General features: G+C 65.9%; 20 protein-coding genes and 4 pseudogenes. 9 read left to right on the top strand and 15 right to left on the bottom strand.

Annotation, left to right across the window (positions count from 1 at the left end; all coding sequences use genetic code 11):
- Nucleotides 1–109: 109 nt before the first annotated feature.
- Nucleotides 110–712, bottom strand: coding sequence for an RES family NAD+ phosphorylase (locus tag CPH93_RS15235; protein WP_159395000.1), 603 nt, complete (start codon nt 710–712; stop codon nt 110–112).
- A gap of 17 nt (nt 713–729) precedes the next feature.
- The gene (locus CPH93_RS15240; RefSeq protein ID WP_096213161.1) at nt 730–1,263 is read right to left on the bottom strand and encodes a hypothetical protein; all 534 of its coding nucleotides are present in this window, start codon (nt 1,261–1,263) and stop codon (nt 730–732) included.
- A gap of 487 nt (nt 1,264–1,750) precedes the next feature.
- Here CPH93_RS15240 and CPH93_RS15245 point away from each other — a divergent pair.
- Nucleotides 1,751–2,589 (top strand): annotated as a pseudogene (locus CPH93_RS15245) (IS5 family transposase).
- A 200-nt stretch (nt 2,590–2,789) separates the two neighbouring features.
- Nucleotides 2,790–4,038, top strand: a pseudogene (locus CPH93_RS15250) (IS256 family transposase).
- A gap of 295 nt (nt 4,039–4,333) precedes the next feature.
- Here CPH93_RS15250 and CPH93_RS15255 read toward each other — a convergent pair.
- Entirely contained in the window at nt 4,334–5,212 is an 879-nt protein-coding gene (locus CPH93_RS15255; protein WP_107470879.1) for a DUF2778 domain-containing protein, read from the bottom strand.
- Between the two features lie 252 nt (nt 5,213–5,464).
- Between CPH93_RS15255 and CPH93_RS15260 the strand changes: the two genes are divergently transcribed.
- The 3 genes from CPH93_RS15260 to CPH93_RS15275 all read left to right on the top strand — a co-directional run bounded on the left by CPH93_RS15260 (nt 5,465) and on the right by CPH93_RS15275 (nt 10,842).
- Entirely contained in the window at nt 5,465–5,692 is a 228-nt protein-coding gene (locus CPH93_RS15260; protein ID WP_096213163.1) for a hypothetical protein, read from the top strand.
- Nucleotides 5,693–6,130: 438 nt separating this feature from the next.
- Nucleotides 6,131–8,890: a hypothetical protein gene (locus CPH93_RS15265; protein ID WP_096213164.1), complete on the top strand. Its 2,760-nt coding sequence runs from the start codon at nt 6,131–6,133 to the stop codon at nt 8,888–8,890.
- A 548-nt stretch (nt 8,891–9,438) separates the two neighbouring features.
- Nucleotides 9,439–10,842: an alpha/beta fold hydrolase gene (locus CPH93_RS15275; RefSeq protein WP_443031449.1), complete on the top strand. Its 1,404-nt coding sequence runs from the start codon at nt 9,439–9,441 to the stop codon at nt 10,840–10,842.
- A gap of 324 nt (nt 10,843–11,166) precedes the next feature.
- Here the strand turns inward: CPH93_RS15275 and CPH93_RS15280 are convergent.
- From CPH93_RS15280 to CPH93_RS15295, 4 genes and pseudogenes are all read right to left on the bottom strand, one after another.
- Nucleotides 11,167–12,032: pseudogene (locus CPH93_RS15280) on the bottom strand (IS5 family transposase).
- A 63-nt stretch (nt 12,033–12,095) separates the two neighbouring features.
- A pseudogene (locus CPH93_RS15285) lies at nt 12,096–12,544 on the bottom strand (transposase); the annotation flags it as partial.
- A gap of 63 nt (nt 12,545–12,607) precedes the next feature.
- Nucleotides 12,608–12,787, bottom strand: coding sequence for a helix-turn-helix domain-containing protein (locus CPH93_RS15290; RefSeq protein ID WP_231977436.1), 180 nt, complete (start codon nt 12,785–12,787; stop codon nt 12,608–12,610).
- 274 nt (nt 12,788–13,061) lie between these two features.
- Nucleotides 13,062–13,904, bottom strand: a complete 843-nt coding sequence (locus tag CPH93_RS15295; protein ID WP_096213167.1) for an RNA polymerase sigma factor — start codon at nt 13,902–13,904, stop codon at nt 13,062–13,064.
- Nucleotides 13,905–14,138: 234 nt separating this feature from the next.
- Between CPH93_RS15295 and CPH93_RS36160 the strand changes: the two genes are divergently transcribed.
- The 3 genes from CPH93_RS36160 (at nt 14,139) to CPH93_RS15310 (ending at nt 15,853) form a co-directional block, all read left to right on the top strand.
- A complete protein-coding gene (locus tag CPH93_RS36160; protein WP_173909818.1) occupies nt 14,139–14,300 on the top strand; it encodes a hypothetical protein in 162 nt (53 codons plus the stop codon).
- 141 nt (nt 14,301–14,441) lie between these two features.
- Nucleotides 14,442–14,720: a hypothetical protein gene (locus CPH93_RS15305; protein ID WP_096213169.1), complete on the top strand. Its 279-nt coding sequence runs from the start codon at nt 14,442–14,444 to the stop codon at nt 14,718–14,720.
- Nucleotides 14,721–15,034: 314 nt separating this feature from the next.
- The gene (locus tag CPH93_RS15310) at nt 15,035–15,853 is read left to right on the top strand and encodes a DUF3800 domain-containing protein (protein WP_096213170.1); all 819 of its coding nucleotides are present in this window, start codon (nt 15,035–15,037) and stop codon (nt 15,851–15,853) included.
- A 761-nt stretch (nt 15,854–16,614) separates the two neighbouring features.
- Here CPH93_RS15310 and CPH93_RS15320 read toward each other — a convergent pair.
- The 5 genes from CPH93_RS15320 to CPH93_RS35415 all read right to left on the bottom strand — a co-directional run bounded on the left by CPH93_RS15320 (nt 16,615) and on the right by CPH93_RS35415 (nt 20,535).
- Complete coding sequence (locus CPH93_RS15320) at nt 16,615–17,637, bottom strand: protein-L-isoaspartate O-methyltransferase family protein (RefSeq protein WP_096213171.1); 1,023 nt, start codon at nt 17,635–17,637, stop codon at nt 16,615–16,617.
- The gene (locus CPH93_RS15325) at nt 17,634–18,137 is read right to left on the bottom strand and encodes a lasso peptide biosynthesis B2 protein (protein WP_231977349.1); all 504 of its coding nucleotides are present in this window, start codon (nt 18,135–18,137) and stop codon (nt 17,634–17,636) included. Before CPH93_RS15325 ends, CPH93_RS15320 begins: the two co-directional genes overlap by 4 nt.
- Nucleotides 18,134–18,427, bottom strand: a complete 294-nt coding sequence (locus CPH93_RS15330; protein ID WP_096213172.1) for a PqqD family peptide modification chaperone — start codon at nt 18,425–18,427, stop codon at nt 18,134–18,136. The genes CPH93_RS15325 and CPH93_RS15330 overlap by 4 nt, the downstream gene beginning before the upstream one ends.
- The gene (locus CPH93_RS15335; RefSeq protein ID WP_096213173.1) at nt 18,411–20,252 is read right to left on the bottom strand and encodes an albusnodin/ikarugamycin family macrolactam cyclase; all 1,842 of its coding nucleotides are present in this window, start codon (nt 20,250–20,252) and stop codon (nt 18,411–18,413) included. Before CPH93_RS15335 ends, CPH93_RS15330 begins: the two co-directional genes overlap by 17 nt.
- A 163-nt stretch (nt 20,253–20,415) precedes the next feature.
- Nucleotides 20,416–20,535 carry a lasso RiPP family leader peptide-containing protein gene (locus CPH93_RS35415; protein ID WP_107470880.1) on the bottom strand — a complete coding sequence of 40 codons (120 nt, stop codon included), beginning with the start codon at nt 20,533–20,535 and terminating at the stop codon, nt 20,416–20,418.
- A 416-nt stretch (nt 20,536–20,951) separates the two neighbouring features.
- Here CPH93_RS35415 and CPH93_RS15340 point away from each other — a divergent pair, with 416 nt between their 5' ends.
- Nucleotides 20,952–21,956 (top strand): tetratricopeptide repeat protein, encoded by a 1,005-nt coding sequence (locus CPH93_RS15340; RefSeq protein ID WP_443031469.1) that lies wholly within the window; start codon nt 20,952–20,954, stop codon nt 21,954–21,956.
- A gap of 190 nt (nt 21,957–22,146) precedes the next feature.
- Here the strand turns inward: CPH93_RS15340 and CPH93_RS15345 are convergent, their stop codons facing one another.
- Genes CPH93_RS15345 through CPH93_RS15355 form a run of 3 tightly spaced genes read right to left on the bottom strand, consistent with a single transcriptional unit; the run spans nt 22,147 to nt 26,322 of the window.
- The gene (locus CPH93_RS15345) at nt 22,147–22,719 is read right to left on the bottom strand and encodes a DUF6262 family protein (protein WP_096213175.1); all 573 of its coding nucleotides are present in this window, start codon (nt 22,717–22,719) and stop codon (nt 22,147–22,149) included.
- Nucleotides 22,716–25,223 (bottom strand): tyrosine-type recombinase/integrase, encoded by a 2,508-nt coding sequence (locus CPH93_RS15350; RefSeq protein ID WP_159395001.1) that lies wholly within the window; start codon nt 25,221–25,223, stop codon nt 22,716–22,718. The genes CPH93_RS15345 and CPH93_RS15350 overlap by 4 nt, the downstream gene beginning before the upstream one ends.
- Nucleotides 25,216–26,322: a tyrosine-type recombinase/integrase gene (locus tag CPH93_RS15355; protein ID WP_096213177.1), complete on the bottom strand. Its 1,107-nt coding sequence runs from the start codon at nt 26,320–26,322 to the stop codon at nt 25,216–25,218. The genes CPH93_RS15350 and CPH93_RS15355 overlap by 8 nt, the downstream gene beginning before the upstream one ends.
- Nucleotides 26,323–26,333 lie beyond the last annotated feature (11 nt).

Raw genomic sequence — 26,333 nt, forward strand, 5'->3', positions numbered from 1 at the left:
GGAGCTTGCCTGTTTGCGTGCACGGTGGGCGGCCTGTTGGCAGGCATGCGAGCACCGTCGTTAGGGTGCTGACCGTGTCTCGTAACCTCTGAACACCGTATGAAAGCCCTCAAATGCCCTTCAGCGGGTACAAATTCGAGGATCCCAACCGCCCACGTTTGAACTCGGCCGCCACCCTGGTTACCAAGTCCTCCGGAATGGGCCCATGCGACTCAACATGCAGAAGCTTGCCCTCCTGGTCGCCGCTGAACTCTGAGAACAGGGCGAAGTTGACCCGCGTCCCGTCCAGGTTACGCAAGCCGTTCCACCGAACGCCCCTCAACCTCTCACCCCAGGCTCTTTGAGCAAACGCGCGACTTCGCGGGTACTTCTCGTCCATCTCGTGTATCAGTTCCGCGTCTATCCCCATGACACCGAGATTGGCGTTGACATTGAGGTTAACGAGGAGACGCGGGCGGCTCACACGCATGGTGGCGAGGAACCTCTCGTCCACCTTGTCCTGGGGGACACCCTTGCCGGCGACCCGGTAGAACACCTCGATGAAAGCGCCTTCCGCAGACGAGGACGTGTAACAGGTGCCCAACCCCCCTGTGAGGTCGAACCTGCAGATGTGTTTCAGCCCATCGCAGAACCACGCCGGGCTGCCAGCTCTCCCGTCAACCTCGCGGAGGTAGATGCGAAATAGATCGGTGTTCGAGTCGAGCTCGTACACGACCACAGTCTCATCAGTCATCGCGCCAGCCCCGCTACTGTGCATTTCGCCGACCACTCCAGCCGGTCTGGACTCATCTTTGACAGCACCGCCCGCGGTTCCTGATCTTCGAGCTCGGGCTGCTCCGTCGCAGACCACAGCACGACCAGATCCGGAGCGAATGCGTTTCCCAGCCCCTGAGCGAACACGTTCAGCACCCTGCTCACTGTCTCCACGGGATGCTTGTCCGGCGTGTGGTTCGGGAATTGCCACAACGGCAGGAACGTCTCGTACCGGCCCTCCAGTCCGACCAGCTTGCCGCTTCTCACGTCCTGGACGACGACCGATACAGGCAAACCAAGCTGTTCAGACAGCGACCGCGCGGTGACGCAGTCTCCGAGGGCGATGTGCCAGGAGAGGTTGCTCACCGCCAATGCAGCAGCATCTTCAGCGATCACACGGACCGCCCCGTCATCCAGGCTGGTCCTGTGCGCCTCTAGGTGCCGAGTGCTCTTCCATCTCTCTGCAAGCGAGCGAGCGAACTCATCAGCCAGGACCGACTCCGCATCCATATCTCCACCGTACGGCCGATGCCTCGTCTGCACCGGACGAGGAGCCCCGAAGTTCCGACTTCGCACCAAAGCGTGAGGAGACGGTTGCAGCACGTGTCCATGCGTAGGTTGCAGTCGCGTGATCAACTGGCCGACTGGTGTGATCAATCTTCGCTGTCGCGAGATGGTCGCTCGTCATTCTTCGGTGTCAATTGGACACTGGCGCAGAGAAGGGTCGGCCTCGGCTACTGCCTCCCAAAGGGAAGGGCGGCGGCCGAGGCCGGTGCAGTGGACCTCTTAACTGAGCGTTTCGCCCTGTTTCAGTGCAATAAGAACTGGTTTTTACAGCTCGACATGCTGGGGCTGAAGAGCTTCATGAGCCAGTCGATACGTAATGTGGTGCCAGGGGGATGTTTCGTTCCAGGTGCTCCTGTCCGATCCCAAACCGCCCTGCCCTCAAGCGCTTTGTCCGCTGGACGTCGCGGCCTGCGCGCAGTACTTCGGGAACATGACCGCACGCGGCAGCTATCCGAGCGACCTGTCCGATGAACGGTGGGAGCTGATCGAGCCGGTGCTGGCCGCCTGGCGGGCCGAGCGCCGCGGACGGAGCCTGGACATCGGCCGCCCGCCCGAGCACGACCTGCGCTCCCTGATGAACGCCATCCTGTTCGTGGACCGCACCGGCATCCCCTGGCGCTACCTCCCGCACGACTTCCCACCGTGGCCGACGACGTACCACTACTTCGCCTGTTGGCAGCAGGACGGAGTGTTCGAGCAGCTCAGCGGACTCCTGCGACGTCTGGTCCGTGAGCGCGAGGGCCGCAACAGCGAGCCGTCCGCCTGCGTGCTGGACTCCCAGACGGTCAAGACCTCCGCCAACGTGCACCTCGCGGACCAGAGGACGGACGCGGGCAAGCGCATCATCGGCCGCAAGCGCCACCTGGGCACGGACACCCTCGGCCTGCTGCTGACCGTCATGGTCACCGCCGCAAGCGTCTCCGACACCGCGGCCGGCGTCCACCTGCTCGCCCGCATCGCCGCAGCCCACCCGCAGGTCCGCAAGGCATGGGTGGACGCCGGCTACCGCACCACCGCCATCGACCACGGAGCCCGCCTCGGCATCGACGTCCATCCCATCCAACGACCCCCGGGTACCCGCGGGTCACAGTGATCCCGCGGCGCTGGACGATCGAGCGCACTTTCGGCTGGTTCATGCACCACCGCCGCCTCGCCCGTGACTATGAGACCCACCCGCACCGCTCCGAAGCCATGATCCATCTCGCCATGATCGACCTCATGACCCGCCGCCTCACCGGCGAAACCACCCCGAACTGGCGCGGCACCTGATCTGCCGGAACCAAACACGAACCAGCGGACCAAACGCTCAGTCAGACGCTTCCGGTTCCGAAGGCTGTCTCGGACACGAGGCCGAGAACGGACTTCAGCCGTCGAGCACCTCAAGGCCAGGGACTGTAAGAAAAACGGTGTAACTCCGATCATGGAAGAGTGCACCTGTGACCAGCGAGAACATAGCCACGGTATCCGAGGTGGGGGCTGCGCCCGCAGCTGTGGATGACCAGTTCCTGAACGAGCTCGTGGCCCGAGCCCAGGCCGAGGGCCTGCAGCTGACGGGAGATGGCGGTCTGCTTCAGCAGCTGACGAAGCGGCTGCTGGAGTCCGCCCTCGAGGGCGAGATGACGGACCACCTCGGCTATGACCGGCACGATCCGGCGGGCAAGAATGGCGGCAACTCGCGCAACGGCAAGCGGTCCAAGACGGTTGTCACGGACGTCGGTCCGGTTGAGATCGACGTTCCGCGGGACCGCGAGGGCGGCTTCGAGCCGCAGATCGTCAAGAAGCGGCAGCGCCGGCTGACCGGCGTCGACGAGATGGTCCTGTCGTTGTCCGCGAAGGGCCTCACCCACGGCGAGATCTCAGCCCACCTGGCCGAGGTCTACGGCGCCGAGGTCTCCAAGCAGACGATCTCGACGATCACCGATTCGGTGATGGAGGGCATGGCCGAGTGGCAGGCCCGCCCGCTCGACCGCGTCTACCCGGTCGTGTTCATCGACTGCATCAACGTGAAGATCCGCGAGGGCCAGGTCGCCAACCGGCCCATCTATATGGCCCTCGCGGTCACGGCCGAGGGCCACCGCGACATCCTCGGACTCTGGGCCGGCGGCGAAGGAGGCGAAGGCGCCAAGCACTGGCTCCGTGTCCTGACCGAGCTCAAGAACCGCGGCGTCGAAGACGTCCTGATGCTGGTCTGCGACGGTTTGAAGGGCCTGCCCGACGCCGTCGGCGAGGTCTGGCCCAAAACCGTGGTGCAGACCTGCGTCGTCCACCTGCTGCGGGCGTCGTTCCGCTGCGGGCCGTCAGGACTGGGACAAGATCGCCAAAGCATTGAAGCCCGTCTACACCGCACCGACCGAGGATGCCGCCACCAGCCAGTTCCTGGAGTTCTGCGAGGAATGGGGCGGCAAGTATCCAGCGATCGTCCGGCTCTGGGAGAACGCCTGGGCCGAGTTCGTGCCGTTCCTGCAGTTCGACGCCGAGATCCGCAGGATCGTCTGCACCACGAACGCGATCGAATCGGTGAACGCCCGCATCCGCCGGGCCGTGCGGGCCCGCGGCCACTTCCCCTCCGAGAACGCGGCCCTGAAGTGCGTCTATCTCGCCGTGATGTCCCTGGACCCGACGGGCACCGGACGCAAACGATGGACCACCCGCTGGAAGCGGGCCCTCCAGGCCTTCGACATCGCCTTCGACGGACGCCTCACCAACAACCGAATCTGACCCGACCAGCCAACCCGGTTACACCGAAATCTTTACAGGCCCCAAGGCCACCGATGTCGCCGAGATCCGCGAAGCGCTGCGTGGTGGCCGGACCATCCGCCGCGGGCAGGGCCACTCCGTTCGCGTGACCGCCCCGCTCGCGCTCCACCAAGCCGCGGTGAAGCAGTGCGTCACGCCCGTCGGCAATAGCTCCGCCCCGGCCGGGCGTCAGGCGTACCGCACCTACGCCGACCGTATTGTCGCGGCAACGCGGTTGTTCTGACGCGTGCTGAGCACGCGCTACGGCTGGAGAGCGTCAAGGCGCTGCCGTGCGTCCACGAGTCAGCTGTTCCGGATCCGAGTACTTGACGCGGAGTGTGAGCTTCGGCTTCCTCGTCTTCTGGGCGGAGAACGCGAGGAGGAGGGCGAAGAAGTCGTCACCGTCGGACGTCTTCCCGACCTCGACGCATCCGTGGCTGTATCCCTTGCGTGAGTTGTGCAGGTAGAAGTCGGTGCGGCCGTACATATTCCCGCGGACCGGTGTGAGCCGGACACGGAACGTCCCCCACGCCGGCTGTACGGGCCCGTTGCCGCCAATAGGGAGGAATTCGATTCCCTCTTCTGCGTTGGTGATGGCGTCGCCCCGCAGGTTGGCAGCCTGGACGGAGTTCTGACGCGGATTGACGTGCGTGAAGAAGGTGTACAGGCCCTCGGGTGCGGGTCCGTGATCCTTCTCCGACTGCAGACGGCCGAACTGGTGCTTGAGGAGCCCGGAGGTCGCGGGAAACAGGAGCGGACCGGCGGCCTTGACTGCCTTCGGGGTCGAGCTGTGCCAGTACAGGAACTTGCCGGAGTAAGTGAGGTCCGCGTCTCCGCCTTCGACCTCCCGCACATCGACCTGCAGCTCGCCGAGCGTCTTCAGGTCGCCTGTGCGAGGTACGTCAACGGCTCTGAGCTTGCTGGTGCCCGGTGCCCGTCCCGTCAGTTCCAGCACACGGTAGGAATCTTGTGGAGCGTAGGCGGCGTCCTTCTCGTCAGCGAACACGACGACCGGCTCCTGCAAGAAGAGCACGGCATGCACATTGTCGTCGGAGCCGACCCCCTTCCACAGGATCGGCCGCGCTTCTTCGCCTACCTGCAGAGCGAGCCGAGTAAGGCGTTGCGTCTGGCTGGCCTGAAAGCAGAAGTGGCTCATGACGCAACTCTAAGGAACACTCTGCCCCGGTGCAGCGAGCGGCGGCAGCTGCGTCGACCAGCACCGCGTCCTCGCCGACAATCACTTGGTCTCAAGCGTCGATTCGAGGACGCCGATGAGCGGGCCGGTGCGGTCTTGGCGTCACCTCCAGCAGGACAGCGCAGAGCGTCAAGGTATATTCTGAGGAATGGTTGTATCGAAGTCCCTCATCAAGCAAATACTTGGCCGAGTGAGCTTTTGGCGAGGTGTGTGATGGAAGACATCACTGCTCACAGCTCAGACACCTTCGTGATTCCCGACGCTGGGATGTACGGGCTCGAGTCGATAGAGATCAAGAAACATGTTCTCCAGCCCGGGCATGACATACTTCGCGGTGCCATTGTGCAAGATCAGAGCACCGGCAGGCGCTATTTCGTCACCGAGGCTGACCTGGACCGATACAAGCTGCCTGAGCCGAACCTCAAAGACGATCTAGATTAAGAGGCCTGCAGGAAATCAACTTTCCGGTTCTGGGACTTGATCGCGCAGGTGCGTAATTGCCAGGACGCAGCAATCACCAAGCAGCTGGATGATGGGGAAACCATCACTTCCGGTTCCCTGTGCGCCCGGCCCATCGGCTGGCTGTCAGATACCACAGAATCAGCCCAGCCGCAAACGTAATCTCCGCGAGCCAGCATCTACACCTGGTGGCACCCGCGACTGAAATGCTCAGCTCGGGCTCGCTGTGCATCGCCAACGCAGGTCGTAGTGTCCCTCATCTGTAAGTCGATGGTTCTATCCATTCGGCCCTGATCCCAGCGCATGTCCCGCCTACGAGCCCACCACGCGCACCCAATAGGCCGAGCCAGAAGTGCCGTAACGGCCCTGCCGTCATAAGGTCGACTGGAACCGGGAAGCCCGGAATTCTCTGCTCTGGAAGTGGTCATCGTGCTGGTAGTCACCTTCATGGGCCGGACCGAGCTTTCCGCTCCTGGGACAGGCGTCGGATACAGCATCTGGTCTTACAAAATTGAATCCACAGGGGCCGGATCCAGCGGCGGCGGTGAACTCCCGGCGGGGCTGAGGGTCGCGCTCGGCCTGCCCCGTGAGGTGGATGTACGTGGCCCAGAGCGGTACCCCGATGTATCGCAGCTGCAGGGCATGTTCATCCAACGAGATGCCACATCGAGTCGCCAGTACGTAGGACGCCAGATCGCCTCTCCGGGCACGCAGATTATCTCGTTCGTCGCTCCAACCAGCGAAACCACCTGCGAGGTGCTGCTCGCCAAGGCCCCCCAAGGTCAGAGCCTGGCCTCGGTGCAATTCGCCACCAGTGCAAGCGGCACGCCAGCAACTGTCCAGCTGCTGCCCACGCCGATGGTGGGGTCACCAATCAACGGCCGCCCACCGGCCGAATTCGCCGGCATGCTGCCCTACGCCAGCGAGCTGTTCGGCATCTATCAGCCGCTGGCCGGATGGTACGGACTGCAAAACTCGCTGCGCGTCGCACGGGGCACTGCCGATGAGACCTTGGCGAACCTCAGCCGCGAATCGTTCTCGGGCGCCGCCGCGCGCAGGCTGGCTGATGAGGCCTTGACCGCCCTTGCGGAGCGCTTCGAGGTCACAGCCCAGGGCGTGCTTTCACCGGTCGGACTGGTGAACCTGTTCCGGCAGTACTTCTTCGAGTTCGACACGTTCCTCGGGCCCCCCGCCGGCCACCTTTGGCTCAGCCCCGGAGGCACCGTCGAGGTCGTCGAGACAAGCACGCGGCGCACGCTGGTCGAAAAGACAGCCGAGCAGGCAGAGGAAACTTCGCGCAAGATCGAAGAGAGCCTGACCGAGCAGGACGACATCGCCGACGCAGTTAAGGAGGACAACGCCAACGACACCAAGCTCGGCATCAGCGCGTCCGGAGGTGCAAACCTTGTCGGCATCTACCACGCCGAGGCGAGCGCCAGCTTCGGCGTCAGCAACACGGTCAAGCATTCCTCAGAGGAGACGCACAAACACACCCGCACGCAAAGCGCGAAAGTCACCAGCGAAATCAAGCGGAATTTCAAGACCACGTTCAAGACGGTGACTGAGACCACGGACACCTCCAGTCGCCGATATGTCGTGCAAAACACCACGAAGCAGCTGGTCAACTACGAGCTGCGGCGCAAGATGCGCAAGGTCGGCGTGCAACTACAGCACATCGGCACACGACTGTGCTGGCAGGTGTACATTCCCGCACCAGGCCGCAGGATTGGCCTGGGAGACCTGGTTCACATTGTTCCAGCGCCGGACCTTACCTCAATCAGAAAGCCGGAACCGCCACCGCCGCTTGTGATCAAAAATACCCAGTTCACCGGCGCGTTCCCCATCCGGAGAACACCCGGCAATAAGGACGAACTCAAAGCAAATACAGAGTTCGTTCTCCACACCTCTCCGGATGCTGAGGATATCACTGACCACGAAAACGTCATCCATGCTGTGGCGCGGATGGATTACACACCGCCACCTCCCGAACAGGGATACAAGCTGAAAGAGGCGCGACTTGTCTCCGTGGCGCCGGGAAGGGCGTTCATCGACCATCTGATCCTACCCAACCAGGAGCATACGGGCTTCGCCGTCTTCTCGAAATTCTTCTATTCGGGCGACCTCACTCCGATCTCCCTGACCTTCGACCTCACGTGGGATCCCCCAGCGACAAACGAGGCTCACGATCGCTACGCGGAGGAGAAGAAGATCTACGACGCAGAAGTGGCCCAGCTGCAGCGTGCCGCCTACGCCTCCGCCGTGCGTGAGCGGCTTGAATTGGTCAGTGCAATGCGCCCGCGGCCGTCACAAGATCTGCGCAACGAGGAACGCCAAACGATCTACGGAAACGTGATCCACAAGCTCAAGCCATTCGAGCTCTTCGAGGACAAGCATTTGGGCTCAGAGCTGCTTCGACAGATCTTCGATGTGGACGAGATGCTGTACTTCGTGGCGCCAGACTACTGGAGGCCTCACCCAGTCCCCGGCGCCCCACTCCCTCCTCCGGACCCTTCCGAACCCACCAAAGACAGCATCGGTAGATACCCGGTGCCGGATCCGAGTGTTCTTGGAGATCGGACCGTGGCCAGCTGGTACAGCCACACCGATAAGACGAACGCAATTGATCCGCTAGGCCAAACGAGCGAAGAGTGGCGCGTGAACTATCTGATCACCGAGCAAGCCCAACCTGCCCCTCTAGGCAGTTCACTGGGCTGGCTGATCGAGATCGACGGTGACGCACGCCGCAATGAGTTCCTCAACGCAGCGTGGGCAAAGGCAGTCCTGCCGGTGCGTCCCGGACACGAGGCCGAAGCGCTCAGTTGGCTCAGAGAAGCGCACGTCGAAGGAGAAGCAGCGCTCGACCTTCCCTACAAATTCCAGGAGGGTGACCCCGACAACTACCACGGCAAAAACGTAGGGCAGGTCCTGGAAGATCTCGCTGCTCAGTTGCAGAAATCCAACACGGCCATCGCTAACACCGTCGCTACGGAAGAGGTCTTCGAAACCGGTTTCGATCCTCTGGAGGGCGGTTTCAAGCCGGCCAATCCCTATGAGGTATTCGACCAGTGGGTCGAAGTGCTGCCCACTGATCAGGTGGTGGCCGTGCAAGTGGCCTACGACTCTAAGACCGGGCAGCAGATTCCAGTGCCTGTCTCCACCGAACCCCTCAACGCGGGATGAGGTCGTTGTCGGCAACGGTCCGACGGCATGCGGCAGCCCAGTTTATGCTGCGCGATGAGGCCGCGCCGATGGGGTGGGCGCCGCTGCGGTTCTCCCGGGCGGATGGGTATCAGTTCACGTCGGATCTGGATGAGTTGCAGGAGTACGAGGTGCGGGTGGTGCACCGCGCGCATTGTGCTCGGGTGCGGGAACCGTTCAGACAGACCTGGAGCATGTCCCTATGGTTGCAGGCTGCTGTGACACCGGGGAGTCCGATGTGGTGGCGCGGAGCCCGGCTCGGTTAAGGGCCGGGGGAGTCCTCTTTTGCCGGCCGGGCTCCGTGCGCGCTTAGGGCTCGCAGAAGAACAACACGCGGGCGAACGGCTCGCTGACTTGCGAAGTCAAGTCTCTGAACCCACAAGTTAATTGCCTGCGAGCCCTTACAGCGGCTAACACAATGAGGCGCGTCCTACCGGTCTGGTCTCTTCGCCTGCCGGTCTGGCGTTCGTAGGGCAGCCGCATCGGCGCTCGCCTCCAGGCCGCTGCTCATCGCCCGCAACGGGCGGCGGATGGACGCGGAGAACACGCCGAGGCGGATCGTGCGAGAGGTCGCTGAGCGGCACGCCGGGCTGGCGGGGCTGGCGGGGCTGGCGGGCGAGCTGACCGCCGACGGGGTGGCGCTGTCGCTGTCGCCGTTGGAGGACGACGAGCAGGAGCAGGCCGCCGTCGGCACGGAGAAAGTACACGTCACACGACTGGCCCCCTGCTGTGGCGCGGACGGTCCCGCGCATCGAGCGTGGTCTGGGCGGGGCAACGACGCCCCGGCCGAGCTCATAGAACGGATCCTCATGCCCGTCACCGTGCAAGACCACCGGGTACCCCACAAGTCCACCGTCTTTGCGAATCAGGGCAAGGACGTCGAACTCTTCGTGCGGGAGCGCGACGGCACGCCCCCCGGCCACCTCGACGAGCGCACGGCCGTCCTGATGCTCCACGGCCGGAGCGTTCCGGTGCTCGCGGGCTTTGATCTCGATTTCAAGTCGTACAACTGGGCCGATGCGCTGGCGGAGGCCGGTTACGACGTCTTCATGATGGACCTCCAGGGCTCGGGGCTGTCGCCGCGGCCGAAGATGGACGACCCTCGCAACGTCAATCCCGCCCAGCAGAACCTTCTGAAGCCGAGACCTCCAGGTTTCACGCCGGGCCCGCCGAACTATCCGTTCCAGCTGACCAACTCGAACAGCGACCGGGACGAGCTGAACACCGTCGTGGAGTGGATCATCCGCGAGCGCGGGGTGAAGAAGGTCGCCTTCATCGGCTGGTCCGCGGCCGCGTTCACGATGGGGCCGTACGCGGTCAAGAACCCGGGCAAGGTGTCGAGCCTGTTCCTGCTGGCGCCGATCTTCCCGCCCGAGGGCACGTCGAACACCCCCGACCCGCTGCCGCAGCCCGGCTTCCCGACGTTCCTGAGCACGAAAGACGGAACCTGGAACGGGTGGAGCAACGAGGTGCACTGCGAGGGACAGCGCGAAGAAGAGATGCGCGACAAGGTGTGGAACGCGATCATGAAAAGCGATCCGGTGGGCAGCACGTGGGGGCCGGACGATGAAGGGCGCAATCGCATCAGAAACTTCGTCCGGTGGGGCTGGAACAAGACCACCGCGTCTCAGGGCGGCGTCCTCGGCGGCAGCGTGCCGGTCCTCATCGCGTACGGGGAGTACGACAGGCAGGCGAACACGTCGAGCGAAGATCCGGAATTCAACTTCTCGGTCCGCGCGCTCTACAACGCCATCGCCGGCGACCACAAGCTGATGGTCAAGCTGGACTGCGCCGGGCATTCGGTGGTGTGGGAGATGCAGCACAAGAACGTGCACAACCTCTCGAAGCACTGGCTCAAGCACCTGAAGGTCGACGGCAAGACCCAGGGCATCTTCGACATGAACACCAACGGCGACATCAGCCCGGCTCCGTAGAACAGCCGAGCCCTCGACCGCGAACCGTGGGGGCCCAGGGTCCATACGTCAGCCTTGCGCCGTCGCCAGGGCCGCCACAGGGTGGAGTCCGCCGTCTGCGCGCCCTCGCCCGAACGGCGGGCCACGGCATCGTCCGCGGCGGCGCCGGCGCCCTGGGCGCGAGCGTGGCCGGGTGGATCATCTGGTGGATCCAGCAACGCTGACCCGGCGCTGATCCCGTCGTCCACCTGGATCTGGTGGTCCCGGTCGTCCAAGACCGGAAGCCGGATCATGGCACGCGCCTCAGACGTCAAGGCGACGGCCACCAGCTGTTGCTTCCCAGGATCAACACAGTGACCTGAGTTGTCGATGGGTGATGAGGCAGCAGGCGAGTTTGAGAAATGCCTCGTGGATGTCGGCTCTGCGTTCCCAGCGGATGCGCAGGCGGCGGAAGCCGTGCAGCCACGCAAAACTCCGCTCGACCACCCAGCGGTAAGTGCCCAGTCCGGTGCCGTGCCGGGTGCCGCGGCGGGCGATGGCCGACACGATGCCTCGGGCGCGGACCTGGTCGCGGTACATGTCGTGGTCGTAGCCGCGGTCCGCGAAGAGCGAGTCAGGCTTGCGGCGGGGACGGCCAACCCGGCCGCGGACCGGTGGGATCGCGTCGAGCGGGGGAAGCAGCTGAGTGACGCCGTTGCGGTTGCCACCTGTCAGCAGGACCGCGAGCGGGGTGCCGTGGCCGTCGGTGATGAGATGGTGTTTCGAGCCGGCCCGACCCCGGTCGACCGGCGACGGGCCCGTGCGCTGCCCCCTTTTAACGCCCTGACGTGAGAGGAGTCGACCACGCAGCGGGACCAGTCCAGCCGCGAGGCCGCATTCAGCTCGGCCAGCAGGACCTCGTGCAACCCCTGCCAGACGCCGGCCTCGTTCCAGTCCCGCAACCGGCGCCAGCACGTCATGCCCGAGCCGAACCCCAACTCCTGCGGCAGGTACTCCCACTGGATTCCGGTGTGTAGCACGTACAAGATCCCGCACAGCACCTCCCGGTCCGGCAATGCCCTGCGGCCCGGGTAGCGGAACCTGCGCTCACGCTGCGGCAGCAACGGCTCCAAGCGGTCCCACAGCTCATCCGACACGATCCAAGGCGACGTCCCCACACCAGACCGAACGCTCAACTCCCGCCCCGGACACGGCAACCAGGACCGATCCATCTCATTGTGTTAGCCGCTGTTACTGAGCGTTTGGTCCGCTGGTTCGTGTTTGGTTCCGGCAGATCAGGTGCCGCGCCAGTTCGGGGTGGTTTCGCCGGTGAGGCGGCGGGTCATGAGGTCGATCATGGCGAGATGGATCATGGCTTCGGAGCGGTGCGGGTGGGTCTCATAGTCACGGGCGAGGCGGCGGTGGTGCATGAACCAGCCGAAAGTGCGCTCGATCGTCCAGCGCCGCGGGATCACTGTGACCCGCGGGTACCCGGGGGTCGTTGGATGGGATGGACGTCGATGCCGAGGCGGGCTCCGTGGTCGATGGCGGTGGTGCGGTAGCCGGCGTCCACCCATGCCTTGCGGACCTGCGGGTGGGCTGCGGCGATGCGGGCGAGCAGGTGGACGCCGGCCGCGGTGTCGGAGACGCTTGCGGCGGTGACCATGACGGTCAGCAGCAGGCCGAGGGTGTCCGTGCCCAGGTGGCGCTTGCGGCCGATGATGCGCTTGCCCGCGTCCGTCCCCTGATCAGGCCCCCGCAGGTCAGCGCCCCTTCTCGCGTGACCGAGTCTTCGGCATGGCTATTTTTACAAGCGAGGAGAGACGCCGGAGAGAGATCCTTTGAAGGAAGCCTTCAGGTAGTCGTGGACGGCCTGTTCGGGCATGCGGAACGAACGTCCAACCCGGATCGCCGGCAGTGCACCTGAGTGCACCAGCCGGTAGACCGTCATCCTGGAGACGCGCATCACCGTGGCAACCTCTGTCACAGTGAGGAAGACGACGCCCTTACCAGTTGAGTGCTCGGGAGGAGCTGGGGGTTCCTCTTCGGTCTGGGCCTCGGCGGCCACCCCCATGAGGGCGCGAAGATACTCAATTGTCGGTGATGGCGCGGAGGCAGCGGTGTGGGGGCAATCCTGCGGTTGCGCCAGTTCGCGAGTGGCAGCGGCTTCGGCGGGAGAGGTCCGTGCCCGCAGTAGGCGCGCTCCGGAAGAGCCGAGCGACGACTGCTCCAGGATGGCCTCGAAAGCTTCGTCTCGCTGATCACCCATGCCTTCCCTCCAGTTCCCTCTTCGCCTTCGCTCGCCACCGGTGAAGCACGGCCTCAACAGCGCGCACAGTTGGCGCATCCAGCATCTGTCGGATCTCTTCCTGGGTGTAGCCGTCGATGGTCAGGGCGACCACGGCCCGTGCACGTGGATTCTCGATGCCATTGATGTCTTCCAGGACGCGCAGATTGCCGAGCACCTCCTCGGCGACGCTCTGCACAGACGGCACGGGCTCTCCCGTCGCTTCCTGCTCCGTCCCGCGGCGCCAGCGTTCCTCTTCCTTGCGGTGCCGGCGGAACTCGTTGGGGAACTCGTAGGCGCACGCGCCCATGAAGTACGTGGTGATGCTGGCGCCGCCCGCGGGCTTCCAGCCTCCGCCGACGAGTGCGCGCTCGCGGAAGCGGCGAAGGGCCCGAGCCACGGTCATCATGGCCAGCTCTTCACGCAGGTCACTGTCGCGAGCCAGCTGCTCCAGTTCTACATCGTGGGGCAAGAGGTTGAAGCCGCGTGATGCCACGAGCTTGAACACGAAGCCGGAGTACATCCAGCCCCGCATCACCGAGATCCCGTACCGGGCGAGCTCTTCCTCGAACCGCTCGTAGCGCGGACCCGCGAACCCATCCTCGGCAAGGACGTTCACCAACCGCGCGTCAGCCATGTGCTGGTCGATGGTGGCCTGCAGGTGCTGGGTGGTGCCGCTGTGCGTCGGCGCTTCCAAGGCGCTGAGCTCTCTCGTCGACACTGGATCGGCGAGGATTGGACCGTCTTCTACAGGTTGTAGGTCCGAGGAGCGCACGGCCGTGGACTCCTCGTCCACGAGCTCGTCGTCGCCCCCCATGCTGCTCCCCCTTCGGTTCGATTGTGATCTGCCGGCTTCTAAGTGCCGTCCAGCCGGCCACCCCACGCAGGTCCCCCAAGTTTTTCTAGAGACGAGGTCCACAGCCAGATGTCCGTGGGGAATCGCGGCCACGGCGACGTAGGAGCGTGCGTCACAACCACCAACTACTTGGAGGTCAAGTTGAGTTCATCCTCCGCGGCGCCGCAGCCCAACCGCCCCGATCCCGCCCCCTTCATGACGATGCACACCGCCATCATCCTCTTGGCGGCCGTCATCATCGGGCTGATCGCAGGAATCCTCACCTTCCTCAGCGGCACGCTCGTTCCGGCCGCTGTCCTTGCCGGCCTCAGCGCATCAGGGCTCAGCATCCCCGTGCTTCGCAGCCTCATAGGCTGACCGACCGGCCCATGGACAACCGCGGCGAGCCGGAGCCCCGACCGCTCCGGCTGCCGGCTGGCACATGGCGCCTCTGATCTCGCCCCAGCGCCGGCGGTGTGGCGGGGCCAGCGGAGCCTGGCCAAAGCCGGGCGAGCAGCGTTGCCACGCCCCCGGGACCCGGGCGACCTGTCCAGCCCGGCGCCGACCACCGACCGGGAGCTGGCCCTCGCCGAGCTGCTGATAGACGAGATGGCCGGCGTCGACATCGGCGAGCTCCACGACGGCTACGCCCAGGCGCTGAACGTCCTGGTCGACACCCAGGCAGCCGGCGGCAAGGTGCTGCCACCGCGCGAGCCGCAGCAGCCGGTGGGCCTGATGGCCGCGCTGGAGGCTTCCGCCCGCGACGCCCGTCGTGCCTGTGCTGAGCACCGGAGTTGACGGCCCGGACGAAGATTTCGGCTGAGCGGGGTCCGAGTTGGGCGGTGACATCGACTGGACGGCCTGACTCGTGCGAAGAGACGACTTGATCCAAGTCAGCAGGTCAACTGGGCTTGTACATATGCATTGCTGACATGTCGACCAACGGGTGTACGGTCATCAAATCGGACGGTAGCTGGGAGTGACCGGTCGGTAACAACGTAGAGCTACCCGGCGTTGGATCGTTGGGCAGGACAAAGGAGACCCGCTCCCGTGGTGCACTCTCACCGTGGCGCGATGCCGTGCCCGGTCTATGCCCGCCCCAGGCGGGCCTGATGGCGGCTTTCCACGTCCCCGTCCACTTCGGCCAGCTGCCGAAGCTCCACGTCTACGTCGACGAGACCGGCGACCGCGGCTTCAGCGCCCGGTCCCAGGCGCAGTCGCCGTTCTTTGCCATGACGGCCTTAGCGTTGCCCCAGGAAGACGAATGGATGGTCACGTGCGCCGCGGGCGGCCTGCGCGCCCTCGTCCACAGCGGCCAGCCGCAGCAGCTGCTCAAGCCGATCCACTGGGTGGAGCACTTCAAGGCCAAGAACCCCCAGCGGCGCAGCCAGGCCGCGCACGCGCTCGCCTCCATACCCACAGCCCGTGTCATCCATGTGATCGCGCACAAGGAGACCTTGCACCAGGACGCCGAGCTGCGGAGGGACAAGGGCGTCTTCTACAACTACACGACCAGGCTGCTGCTGGAACGCGTCGCCTACCTGGCCAGGGAGTGGCCCGGCGGGAAGCGCCTGGCGATAGTCCGGCTCGGCCAGGTCAAACACATGGACCACCGGGACTGCGCGAGCTACCTGGATCGGGTACGCAGCGGCGAGACTTTCGGCGTCCCGTGGCAACACATCAAATGGCCACCCACCTGGGTAAACACCGCCTGTAACGGCATTCAGCTCGCCGACGTCCACGCCGGCCTGCTCAACAGCGCGCTCAGCGGGAACCCCCAGGACACCGCTTGCGCGGAAAACCTCCAGAAGATCAGCCACCAGCTGCGCCGATCGGCGCGCGGTGACCTGGACGGCTACGGGATCAAGGTCATCGGGGACAAGCGTTTCGTCACGGAACGCGCCTGGTGGCCGGACCTCAAGAACCGGTGAAATGCACAAAGCCCCCGGGGGGACTCCCGGGGGCCACAACCACCTCTGGGGGTGGAGGGATCCAGTTCCCTGGTTCCGGCCGTAATCCCGGCAGCCCGCCTAGGGGCTCTTGCGTGATATCACCCTACCCGTAGCAGCCCGATTTTCACCTGCCGAATCCCGTTCTTGACCACTCAATCACCCCCCCGATCGCCGGAATCGCACTAGTTCTTGAGGAGAGAGTGAGTGTGAGCGAGTCGGCTGCCCGTCGGTGCCCCTGAAGGATTGCGCACAGGGCCGCGAGCCGACAGCGGCCGGGACGTCGGGGGATCCACCCGCTCAGTGGCCTTCCGGCGCGATGTCCCCCGGCCCGAAGGCGACCAGAACGAGGGCGCCGGTCTCGTTCTGGTCCACCATCCACCGCTCGGCCGGGGAGGCACTCGCCGCAGCGGCGCGGCGCCGAAGGAGCGCAGAAGCGTCCCAGCCGGGGTCCCGGACGCCGCGACCCTACGCCGCGCTCGGCTGGGCGACGCTGCGCGCCCTCGGTGGCATCCTCATCGGAGAGGCAGGCGTCTACGGCGGCCCCGGTGGCAAGCTCACCTAGCGCCCACCCGCCCACGCCGCACTGCGACGCCTCATCGCAACGCCCCGCTGCTGATCACGCCCTCAACCTTGGATGGCAAATGCTCAAGGTGCGCTGTCACAGGACTCTGGGGCAGAGACGGGCCCCGACTACTGCCTCCCAAGGGGAAGGACGCCGGCCGGGGCTGGGGCGATGAACCTTAGAGGGTCAGGCGGAGGTTCCAGCCGGTCAGGCCAGGCTCGTCGTGGCTTGCGAGGCTGGGGGTGTACGTCTCGGGGGCCGGGCGGTCAGCGTCCTCCCAGGCGCTGAGCCAGTCGCGCAGGACGGACAGGGACGAGGAGTCGGGGCCGTCGGCGACGATAGTGCCGTCCTGCTGCAGGACGGCGACCGTGGTGGGTGTGGAGTGGCCGATGGCCCACAGGCCCGGGTTGATCCCGGCCATGGTCAGGTGCGGGTCGGCCGGGGATGCGGCGTAGGTCCGCCAGGACGGCCAGTCGACTTCCTCCCCGCTATACGGCTCGGTGTGCGCGTCCTTCAGCAGCCGCCCCAGCGCGGTGCGGGCACCGGTGTGGAGCCGGTCGTCCTGCTCGCGCCAGGCGATGGAGATCCAGGACGGGGCGGGGACGCGGTTTTCCCAGTCCACCCAGCGGCCGGGCAGATCCAGGTCGGTCTTCGGGGAGGCGGTCGCCTCGATGTAGCCGCCGTTGACCACCTGCTCAACGACCGGCTCGCCGCCATGGATGCGGATCTTGGCGACCACGGTCATGTTGGGCACGGCTGCGATGGGCAGCGGCGCGACGATCAGCCCACCGTCGATGACCTGGTCCACCCACGCCTTCGGCAGCAGCGGTGGGGTGCACCAGGCCACCAGGCGGTCGTACGGGGCGCGTTCGGAGAAGCCTGCGGTGCCGTCCGCGATGTGACAGCGCACGTTGCCGATTCCGCGTTCGTGGTGGATGAGGTTGGCCCACTTCACGAGGTAGTTGTCGATGTCGAGGCTGGTGACCGTACCGGTGGGGCCAACGAGCTGGGCGAGGAGGGCGCCGGAGTAGCCGGAGCCGGTTCCGAACTCCACGACGTTCATGGCCGATTGGACCTCCAGCGTGGTCAGCTCGCGGTGGATGGCTTTGGGGTTGGAGCGGTTCGCGGTGGCTCCGCGGCCTTCGTGGTGGGTGTAGTGGCGTTCGGGAACGGTCTGGGCGACGTCGGCGACGGCAGTCACTGTTCACTCCTTCGAGGGGTGGGGCACTCATACGCGACAACCGCCTGGGGCGGCTGATGGATACGCGCCCGGCGCCCCGGGATCGTCATGCCGGTGAGGTAGTGCCACCCGGCCACGGTGTACTCGCCGACCGGACCGTGGTCAGGCAGCTCGGCCCAGGCGTGGTGCTCGACCGGCGGCGGGGAGAAGCGGGCCCCGATGCACCAGGTGAGACGTCGGCCGAGCAGGGCAGCTGCGAGCACGGCGCCGAGCGAGGTTTCCATGCAGGCGGCGCGTCCGGGCCACCATCTGGCGGTGTGCCGTACGGCACCGACCAGCGCCTCGGCTCGTGCCGGGGCGAGCAGGCGTCGGCCGGCCTGGGTGGCTAGGCGGGTGGCGCGGACGGTGTGACGGAAGGGCAGCCGCAGCAGGACGAGCGCCAGGGTGAGGCCCGCGGCTGCCGCCAGACGCTCGAGGTAGGTCCCGGTGCGGACGGTGGAGTACGCCTCCATGCTGGTCATCGCCACCTCCACCGGCGCCGCCGCGGCGGTGCCTCCTCGGCCTGCGCGAGACCCTTGGCAGAGAGTCTGTTCGCGACGGTGCGGATGTCGGTGGCGGCCTGCTCGGCCCCGATGCCGTACCGCTGGGCGAAGCGGTGGGCCGCCTGTTGCTCGGTCTGGCAGGACAGCAGGAGCATCACGGCGGCGGCTGCGGTCGGGGTGAGCTGGGTCCAGCGTCCGGTGTGCTCGTCGAGGATGGCGCCGCCCTGGTCGGTGAGGATCGGGTGGGCACGTTCACGCAGCTGCCACACGGGGCTTTACCTCCTCCCACCAGTGCTTGGGCGCGAAGGCCAGTTGCCGTAGCCAGACCTCGGCGGTGACCACCAGGTGGAGGGCTCCCTGGGCGGTGGACTGCCCGGCGGCGGCCCGCGCGAGCGCCGCGGCGACGGGGTACTCGGTGACCAGTCCCAGCGCGGCCAGCCGGGAGGAGGGTCCCAGCAGGTCCTTGAGGACCCGGGCGTGGTCGCGCAGGCCCGCGTAGGCGAGGGCGTTGAACCCGCCCTTCGTCGTCCGGGCCAGTACGAAGTCCGGCAGCACGCCGGTTTTGGTGAAGGCCGCTGCCAGCAGCGGCTTGTACTGTGCGGGTTCTCCGCGCCGGTCGGCGGGGACGGCAAGGCAGGCCCGGATCACCTCGTTGTCCAGGTACGGGGCGGCCAATTCGATGCCATGCTCGGCAAGGGCGAGCGCCCGCCAGCCAGCGGTGTTGGTGCCGACCCGGGCCAGGTCTTGCCGGTCGCTCCAGTCCGCCAGCCGCGCGGGGGCGTCGGTGAGCTCTTCGGCGGCTTGGTCGAGGGCAGTGGCGAGGCGGCGGCGTACGTCGGGGGCCATCCAGTCCGCCGAGGCCAGCAGCGGTGTCCAGGCGATCGGCCGCTGGGCTTGGGGAATCCAGTCCCGTGCGGGGCGGCGGAGTTCGGCAGCCGTCCGCATCCAGGCCCCGGCGAGGTCGGTTCGGGCCGCGTCCTTCACGCGGGCGAGGACGGTGAAGGCGGAGGTGTGCCGTAGCCGGGCATGCACGACCGCGTGGCAGAGGGCACGCCGGTGCTGCCGCTCGCGCAGCAGGTCCGCGAGGTAGGAGGAGGGGGCGGACAGCACCGCGTCCCCGGCCGCCCCGGTGAAGTGCACCCCCGGTGTCGAAGCCTGCTCGGCGACGGTCTCGAGCACGGCCCGTTTGATGGAGGCGGTGACCACGTAGGCGTTGGGTGCGTCGGTGACAGGTAGCGCTGTCAGGTCGCCCAGCCCTGCGTAGTACACCGCCTCGGCGTTACCGGGCACCGTCTGGTGCACCAGGCCCGGCACCGCGGCCGCGGTGCGGTGTGCGTACGCGAGGTCGTCGTCACGTAGGCGTTCGTCGGCGTATGTCACCGCGGTCACCGGGGCGTGCTGGGCTGCCAGGCACGCGAGTGTGGTGGAGTCCAGACCCGCCAGGTCCGCGCTCACGGGCCGGTCGTCGATGCGGGCGGCGACTGCCTCGGCGAGCGCGGCCCGGACCGTCGGGGCCGCTTGCCGCAGTGGGACCGGCGGATACGCGGCCGACTCGTACCGCTCGACCATGGCGCCGTCGGGTCCGATCATCAGCAGGTGCCCGCCCGGCACCCGCCGCACCGAGCGGAACAGGCTGCGGTCAGCGAACACGTCGGGCTGGCTGAAGGCCAGATGAGCGGCGAGTGCGTTCACGTCGACCGGCGCCCCGTCCAGTGCTGCCAGCGCGGACGCCGCGGTCGACCACCACGTTCCGGCCGCGTCGGTGCGGTAGTAGACCGGGTGCTGGCCGGCCAGGTCGCCGATCACGGCCAGGGTTTCGCCGCTGCGGGCGACAACGAGGTGGGAGCCAGGCCAGCGGGTCAGCGCTCGCCACTTACGCGCCTGCACCACGGGCAGTGCGCTCTCCAGCTGGCGGTCGTCGGCGCCGCATTCGCCGATCACGGTCAGAGCCATCGGGCCCTGGCCGACGGAACGGACCTGAGCCTTCGGCCACCCAGTGGTCCATGTCGATTCCAGGCCGGGCACCGCCCGGCCCCTGGCGGGCCGCCGGTCATTCCCAGCGCTGCCATACCAACCCGCGCTCCACCTCATCATCGCCCTCTCCCTCGTCCGTGCGCGTATTTGTGCGACAAGGTGAAGGCGCCGGGCCGACCATCTCGTGCCCCAGCACGAGAACGACGTTGGCCCGGCGCCTCCTTTAAGTGCCGGGTCGGCCGTGGCGCTCAATTCCCGCTGGCCGGACCCGGCAGTCCGCGGGCTAGTGCTTGTACTCGGTGTCGTCGGCGGTGTCGAAGGGCTGGGTGCCCAGCGTCACCGTGACAACGTCGCCGGCATCCAGCACTACGGGCGCCTCGTAGACCTCGGTGGGGTGCTCCATGACGAAATCCCTTCACTCGCCGCCCGGCTTCGGTCCGCCGGGCTATGACGAACAGTCAACGCGCAGACGCACAGCGTGGGCAGCTGCCACAATGTGGGCCAGCTGTAGGCCAGTTGTGAACCCGCACGACCAACGATCGGCCGGACATGACTATCGGGGAGCGCATCCGCGCGGCACGCGAAGCACGACGTCCCAGATGCAGCCAGCAACGGCTCGCGGACGAGCTGTCGGCGGCGCGCTGGGGAAAACCAGGGTTTCTTGACCGGCAGCAGGTCTACCGGTGGGAGACCGAACGACGGGTGCCCAAGGAGTGGTTGCAGTTCATCGAACAGGTACTGCACCTTGATCTGTCCGAGGACAATGAGACCCAGCTCGCCGATACCGTGACCTCAGTCATGCTCTTGGGAGGCACCGACGTGGACCGACGGCAGTTCCTCGCAGCATCAGCAGCCGTGGGCCTGGCCGCGATCGACCTCCCCGACGCCGAGGCCGTCACCCGCCGCGCGAACCGCCCCGGCCCCGTCGCGGTCGGCATGGGCGAAGTCGCCGCGGTCCGCACCATGACCACCACACTCGGCGACGCCGCCTCCGAACTCGGCGGCGGACACGCCCGCCACCTGGCCGTCCGGTACCTAACCCTCGACGTCCGGCGATGGCTGGACGGCCGCTATACCGAGAAGGTCGGCCGCGAGCTGTTCGCTGCCACCAGCGAGCTGGTGCACTTGATCGGCTGGATGGCTCGGGATGAGGGCAGCCAGGGGCTGAGTCAGCAGTACAACGTGCACAGCTTCAAGCTCGCCGCCGAGGCCGGCGAGAACGAGCTCGCCGCGACCGCCCTGCGGGGCATGGCGGACCAGGCCATCGATCTCGGTCACGTGGCGACGGCCGTACGGCTCGCCGAGGCGTGCGAACAGCGCGGCCGGAAGCTGAAGAACCCCAAGGCGCTGGCGTACTACCGCAACACGCTCGCCCGTGCTGCTGCCGCGGACGGCGACCGCACAACCGCCGGGCGACTGCTGACCTCTTCGCAGGCAGCGATCGAGCACGCCCCGCCCCGCCCTGGCCAGTCGTGGGCAAGCCACTACAGCCACGGCCGGTGGGCCCATGAGTCTGGCATGATCCACGCCAAGCTGGGCGACTACGCCGCGGCGGAGGAGCACTTGCAGCTGGCCATGGAGATCCACGGTCTCGACCGAAAGCGGACCCGGGCGATCGTGCTCGCCGACCTCGGCCAGGTCCAGCTCAAGCGCGGCAACATCTCCCAGGCCCTGGCCACCTGGAGCGACTTCCTGACCTGCGCGGACGGCGTTCAGTCCGTCCGCATCAACGACGGCCTGACCAACATCGCCGCCCGCCTGCCGGGAATCCCGGACAGCCCGGCTGTGCAGGAACTCGCCGAGCGCATCGCGACACGTGCGTGAACGGGCCTACGAAAGCGGCCGTTGCTGGGCCCAGCAACGGCCGCTCTGCCTTCGACCCGCCCGAAGCCGGTGCCCGTACGGGCACCGCCTCACGCACACGGAGACTGCCCGTGACGACACGAGCTCGGCGTTCGCGAATCCGTCCACCGCACCCGCACTCCTTGCGGATCACCGGCGGCATGCCGCGTCGTCACCCGATGGGCCGGTTCTGGTCGCGCATCATGTTCCGCAAGGCTGTGCGGGCAGCGGCGAGATCGTCGTTAGCCACCTCCACACTCTTCTCCAGGCCGGCCTTCTCACCACGCAGGCTGTCCCGCTCAGCGGTCAATCGCTGGGCGATCTGTGTCAACTCTTCTATTCGGGCTACCAACTCAGCATTCGTGGCTTGGTTTAGTTGACGTCCGAGACCGCGCTGCATGGCCGCCTTGAGCTTGTCCCGTTCCTCACGCAGGCGGCGGATCTCCGCTCGAGCCAGTTCCAGGTCGGTCTGCAGGCTGGCCGTGCTCGCAGTCACCCCGGCCTGCCGGTCCTGCACCGCCTTGTGAGCCTGCTGAGCACGGGCTTTCTCGATGTGCTCGCGCACGCCTTCCGCGTAGACCAGCCAGTTCGACACCCCGGCCGTCCGGGCGACCGAGGCGAACGTCACCGGATCACCCTCGGAAAGCATCTGGTCCACCACCGACAACACCCGCTCACGCTTACGGGTGCTGTCCTTGCGGCGCGCTTCCCGCAGCACCTCAGCCGGGATCCGGCGCTCGGTCATCCGGCTTCCGCCTTGTTCACTACTGTCAGCGGCAAGAGCTTGCGCCCCTCTCCCGCCCGGACCTTGCGAAGCACCTTACTGGCCTCCTGGATCTCCGCCTGAACCTCGGGCGGATACTGCGCCATCCGTTCATTCATCCGTTCCACAACGCCTTGGAACGCCTCGATTTGATCAGTGAGGTTGCGGACAACGAAGTCGTCGGTACCCATTGCTGTGGCCATCTCGCGATCTGCCTTCAAAGACCGGACGTGGTCCTCGATTGCTGGCAGATAGGACGGGTCGGGGCGATAAAAACCGCAGCCCGCGCACTGAAATCGAATCGGGCACTTCTTGCCGCCTGCCGTCACATTCGACGGCTCGACGCAGCCCCCAAAGGGGACGGCGACCGACTTCTTCTCGTAGGATATGCCGGAGGATAAGGGTGCTGGGCGACCGGATCGGTCTACCGTGTGACCTCGCAGCGTCTCGACGGCCTCCCGCTTCCGCTTGATGGTAACCCGATAGTAACCCATGGTGGTTTGCGCAGACTTGTGGTCCATGAGCGACATCAGGACGTCGATCGGAGTACCGACATCCGCGTGCCTCTGAGCATAGGAGGACCGGAAGGCATACGGGTATATCTTCTCCCGATCGAAGGGCAACGGCTTGCCATCGTCGCCAGGGGCGTCTGAGTCGATAGCTGGTATCGCGTCGACCCATGCGCGCATGGCGTTGGAGAACTCCCCCGACTTCATGTGACCCAACTTGGTTTCCTCGTTCATGACGGGAAACAAATAACGCGCGTTGGATGGAGGGACGTCAAGTTTTACGCGACGTTTTTTCCAGGTCAAAATCGCCTGCGCGGTTCGCTCTTCGATGGGCAACAGGCGACGTAGGCGCTTGCCCTTCTTGTTGTCCCAACGGAGGTTGTATTCACCTTTCTCGTACTTAAGGCAATCCAGGGCCAGGCCGCAGAACTCCCTAGGGCGTCGCCCGGTATCCCTGCAGATGATGTAGGCGGTCTGCATCATCAGCATGACGTCGCCGGGAGCAAGGCCGCCGCAGTTGATACCGCGACCCAACTCTCCAAGATTCGCGTCGAGTTGTCGGATCACCGGTTCGGGGATGGCCTTACCGGCTTCATCCTCCTCTTCCTCGACCACGAAGGGGATCCGGTGACCAGAGTGGGCAGCGAATCTCGGATTCAGATCGTCGAGCAACCCTTCGCTGCGGCCGAAGCTGAGCAGGTCAAGGAAACCCCGGCGCATCTCAGCACGCGACTTGTAGCTGTAGACCGTTCCATTTTTCATCTGGGCGTCCACGAATGCCGCGATCACGCTGTCCATGTCCAAGGTGCCGAGCTGGGTCACGTCCGTGCCGCCGCCGGACCGCAGGGCCAAGCCGGCGGAAGCAAACTCACAGGACAGCAGCGTCCTGCGCAGATCGAGGCTATCCGGCGAGGTCATCCTGACCCAGGACAAGAGCAGGGTCCGCAGCCAAGGCTGCTGGAGTCCCGCGAGCGAGACCACGCCGCCACGAGTCCGCCGTCCCGATTTGCTGTGCGACGAGGCCAGCCCAGCTGTCAGCAGATTGAGCTCTCCGTCATGAGATGGATCGACGCCGCGGAACTTGTCGAAGCCAGCCCGTAGCCACGTTTCTGACTCCGCGATGAAGAATTCCTCATTTGTGTCGGGGCTCTGAATCCGCGGCAAGGGCGAGAGCGCCAGGCTGTCCAGCCCTGCCCACCTGCGGACCGCCTTACGCACAGCCTTGGGGTCAAGGCGGGTTCTATGACGGTCCCGCTCGCGGATAGCGTAGAGCGCTTCCAACCGCACCAACGGAGCCAGCGGAGCTAATGAAAAATCGAACTGCGTGAGCCACGGTGTCTCCCACTCTGCCCACTTCTGGAGCGTAACGGGAGCGGTGGCGCCCTTGCAGTGTCTCCGATATCGCTCCCGGTGGTGGGCGCAGAGGAGTTCCGACATCCTCGTGCGCTGCAGTGTGCATCCGGCAACAAGGCAGAGCGGAAATGCCGGCCTCGGAACTGCCATCGTGCGAGCCCACACCTCCAACGAGACCGCATCTTCGCCTTCCTTATGGCGCCGCCAGGCGGCCCAGTGTGGAGGACACATGCCCAGAGATGAGGAGTCGCGCTGGCAGGCGCCTTGATCGCCTGTCACCAGACACCTTTCACGGATCCCCGGCGACTTCTGCAACCGTGGAACGTAGCTAGCTGTGAACTCGGGCTTGGCCATCCCGCTAGCCTTCAAGGCAGTGGCACATTGCTTGCACAGACCGTCCTTGGAGTGCACGCCGAGCTCACATTTCACGGTCGCGCACTTCCACATAGCCGTGTGGACACTGCCTGGATCCCCGTTGAAGAGCCAGGTCTTCGGATTCCACTCGTGGGGGCGCCACTCGTCCGCGACGCGCTCCGTGAGCCAGAGCTTCCATGCTTCTAGATCCACCTGAAACGGTGCTTGGACAACTCGCGAATCCCCCGCTGAGACGGCGATTTCACTCATGGGCCGTCTCCCGTGCAGCTGCGACCCGTTCCACGGCCGCGCGTTTGTCCGTGTCGCTCGCGTGCACGTAGACATCGAGCGATGACGGCGACTGGTGCCCCAGGAGGTCCTGCACCACATCCCGAGGCTGCCCTTCCCGAATCCACGCGGTAGCTGCGCTGTGCCGCATCATGTGCGGCCGCACGGTGAACCCCACGCGCTTCAACAGGCGGTCGAAAAGATCCTTCGCCCCTGCATAGGTCATCGGCCGACCGAGTGGCCCCCGGAAGAGGTTGACAAACACCATGTCGCTCTCGGCCGCCTCACGAACAGCGACCCGCTCATGTAGGTACTCGGTGTAGAGCTCCACCAGTCCCTCGGTCACGGGTATCGAACGGGAGCGAGGCGACTTGGCCAACGCGCCATTGGTGTTCAGACGCCGTCGCACATGGAGGTGTGGTCCTTCAACGTTGCACCCAAGGCTGCGGGAGTTCGACAGAAAGTGCATGTCCTCGCGCCGCAAGCCCAGAGCCTCACCGATGCGCACCCCGGTGACCCACAGCAGTGAAACGAGGAATCGGTCCCGATGGCGGGTCGTTGCCCCGATGACCTCCTCCACCTGGTCAGGAGTAAGCCATTCGATGCCCTCGTCCTCTACCTTGAACTTGATCTCTCGTGCCCGGACCGTGCGGAACTGGCCGTCCTCGCCGGCGTCGTAGCCTGCCGGCAGGTGGCTCAGGTACTTCTCAGACGACAGCCTCGATACGACCTCGTCACGCACCCATCCACACCGCGCGCCGAACCGCAGGAACTCACACACGGTCGTCAGTACAGCGTTGGCAGTCGCCTTTGATCGAAACCGCGGTTCCAGGGGCGTCTTGCGGCCTCGGGGCGGCAATGGCTCATCCACCAGCCAGTGCAGAAAACGCGCAAGCTGATTCAGCGTCGGGTTCGCCCAGCCAACACCGTTGGCAGCGCAGTGCGATAGGTACAGCGCAACCCGGCCCCCATAGGTCCGCTCAGTGTTCACCGACAGCCCGCGCGACCGCAGTTGGAATAGGAAGGCCGTGCCCTCCGCGTGCAGGTCGTACGTGACCGCATCCACCACGACCCAGGACACACGGCCTGAAT

Origin of the sequence: Streptomyces sp. 2323.1 (assembly GCF_900221035.1) — a bacterium.
In the GTDB taxonomy this organism is placed as follows: domain Bacteria; phylum Actinomycetota; class Actinomycetes; order Streptomycetales; family Streptomycetaceae; genus Streptomyces; species Streptomyces sioyaensis.

Excerpts from the sequence above, each read along its gene's own strand:
- CPH93_RS15325 (WP_231977349.1), bottom strand. The coding sequence starts at position 18,137 with ATGACCAGCATGGAGGCGTACTCCACCGTCCGCACCGGGACCTACCTC.
- CPH93_RS15345 (WP_096213175.1), bottom strand. The coding sequence starts at position 22,719 with ATGACCGAGCGCCGGATCCCGGCTGAGGTGCTGCGGGAAGCGCGCCGC.
- CPH93_RS36160 (WP_173909818.1), top strand. The coding sequence starts at position 14,139 with ATGACGATGCACACCGCCATCATCCTCTTGGCGGCCGTCATCATCGGG.
- CPH93_RS15240 (WP_096213161.1), bottom strand. The coding sequence starts at position 1,263 with ATGGATGCGGAGTCGGTCCTGGCTGATGAGTTCGCTCGCTCGCTTGCA.
- CPH93_RS15295 (WP_096213167.1), bottom strand. The coding sequence starts at position 13,904 with ATGGGGGGCGACGACGAGCTCGTGGACGAGGAGTCCACGGCCGTGCGC.
- CPH93_RS15275 (WP_443031449.1), top strand. The coding sequence starts at position 9,439 with ATGGACGCGGAGAACACGCCGAGGCGGATCGTGCGAGAGGTCGCTGAG.
- CPH93_RS15310 (WP_096213170.1), top strand. The coding sequence starts at position 15,035 with ATGGCGGCTTTCCACGTCCCCGTCCACTTCGGCCAGCTGCCGAAGCTC.
- CPH93_RS15350 (WP_159395001.1), bottom strand. The coding sequence starts at position 25,223 with ATGAGTGAAATCGCCGTCTCAGCGGGGGATTCGCGAGTTGTCCAAGCA.
- CPH93_RS35415 (WP_107470880.1), bottom strand. The coding sequence starts at position 20,535 with ATGGAGCACCCCACCGAGGTCTACGAGGCGCCCGTAGTGCTGGATGCC.
- CPH93_RS15255 (WP_107470879.1), bottom strand. The coding sequence starts at position 5,212 with ATGAGCCACTTCTGCTTTCAGGCCAGCCAGACGCAACGCCTTACTCGG.
- CPH93_RS15260 (WP_096213163.1), top strand. The coding sequence starts at position 5,465 with ATGGAAGACATCACTGCTCACAGCTCAGACACCTTCGTGATTCCCGAC.
- CPH93_RS15335 (WP_096213173.1), bottom strand. The coding sequence starts at position 20,252 with ATGATGAGGTGGAGCGCGGGTTGGTATGGCAGCGCTGGGAATGACCGG.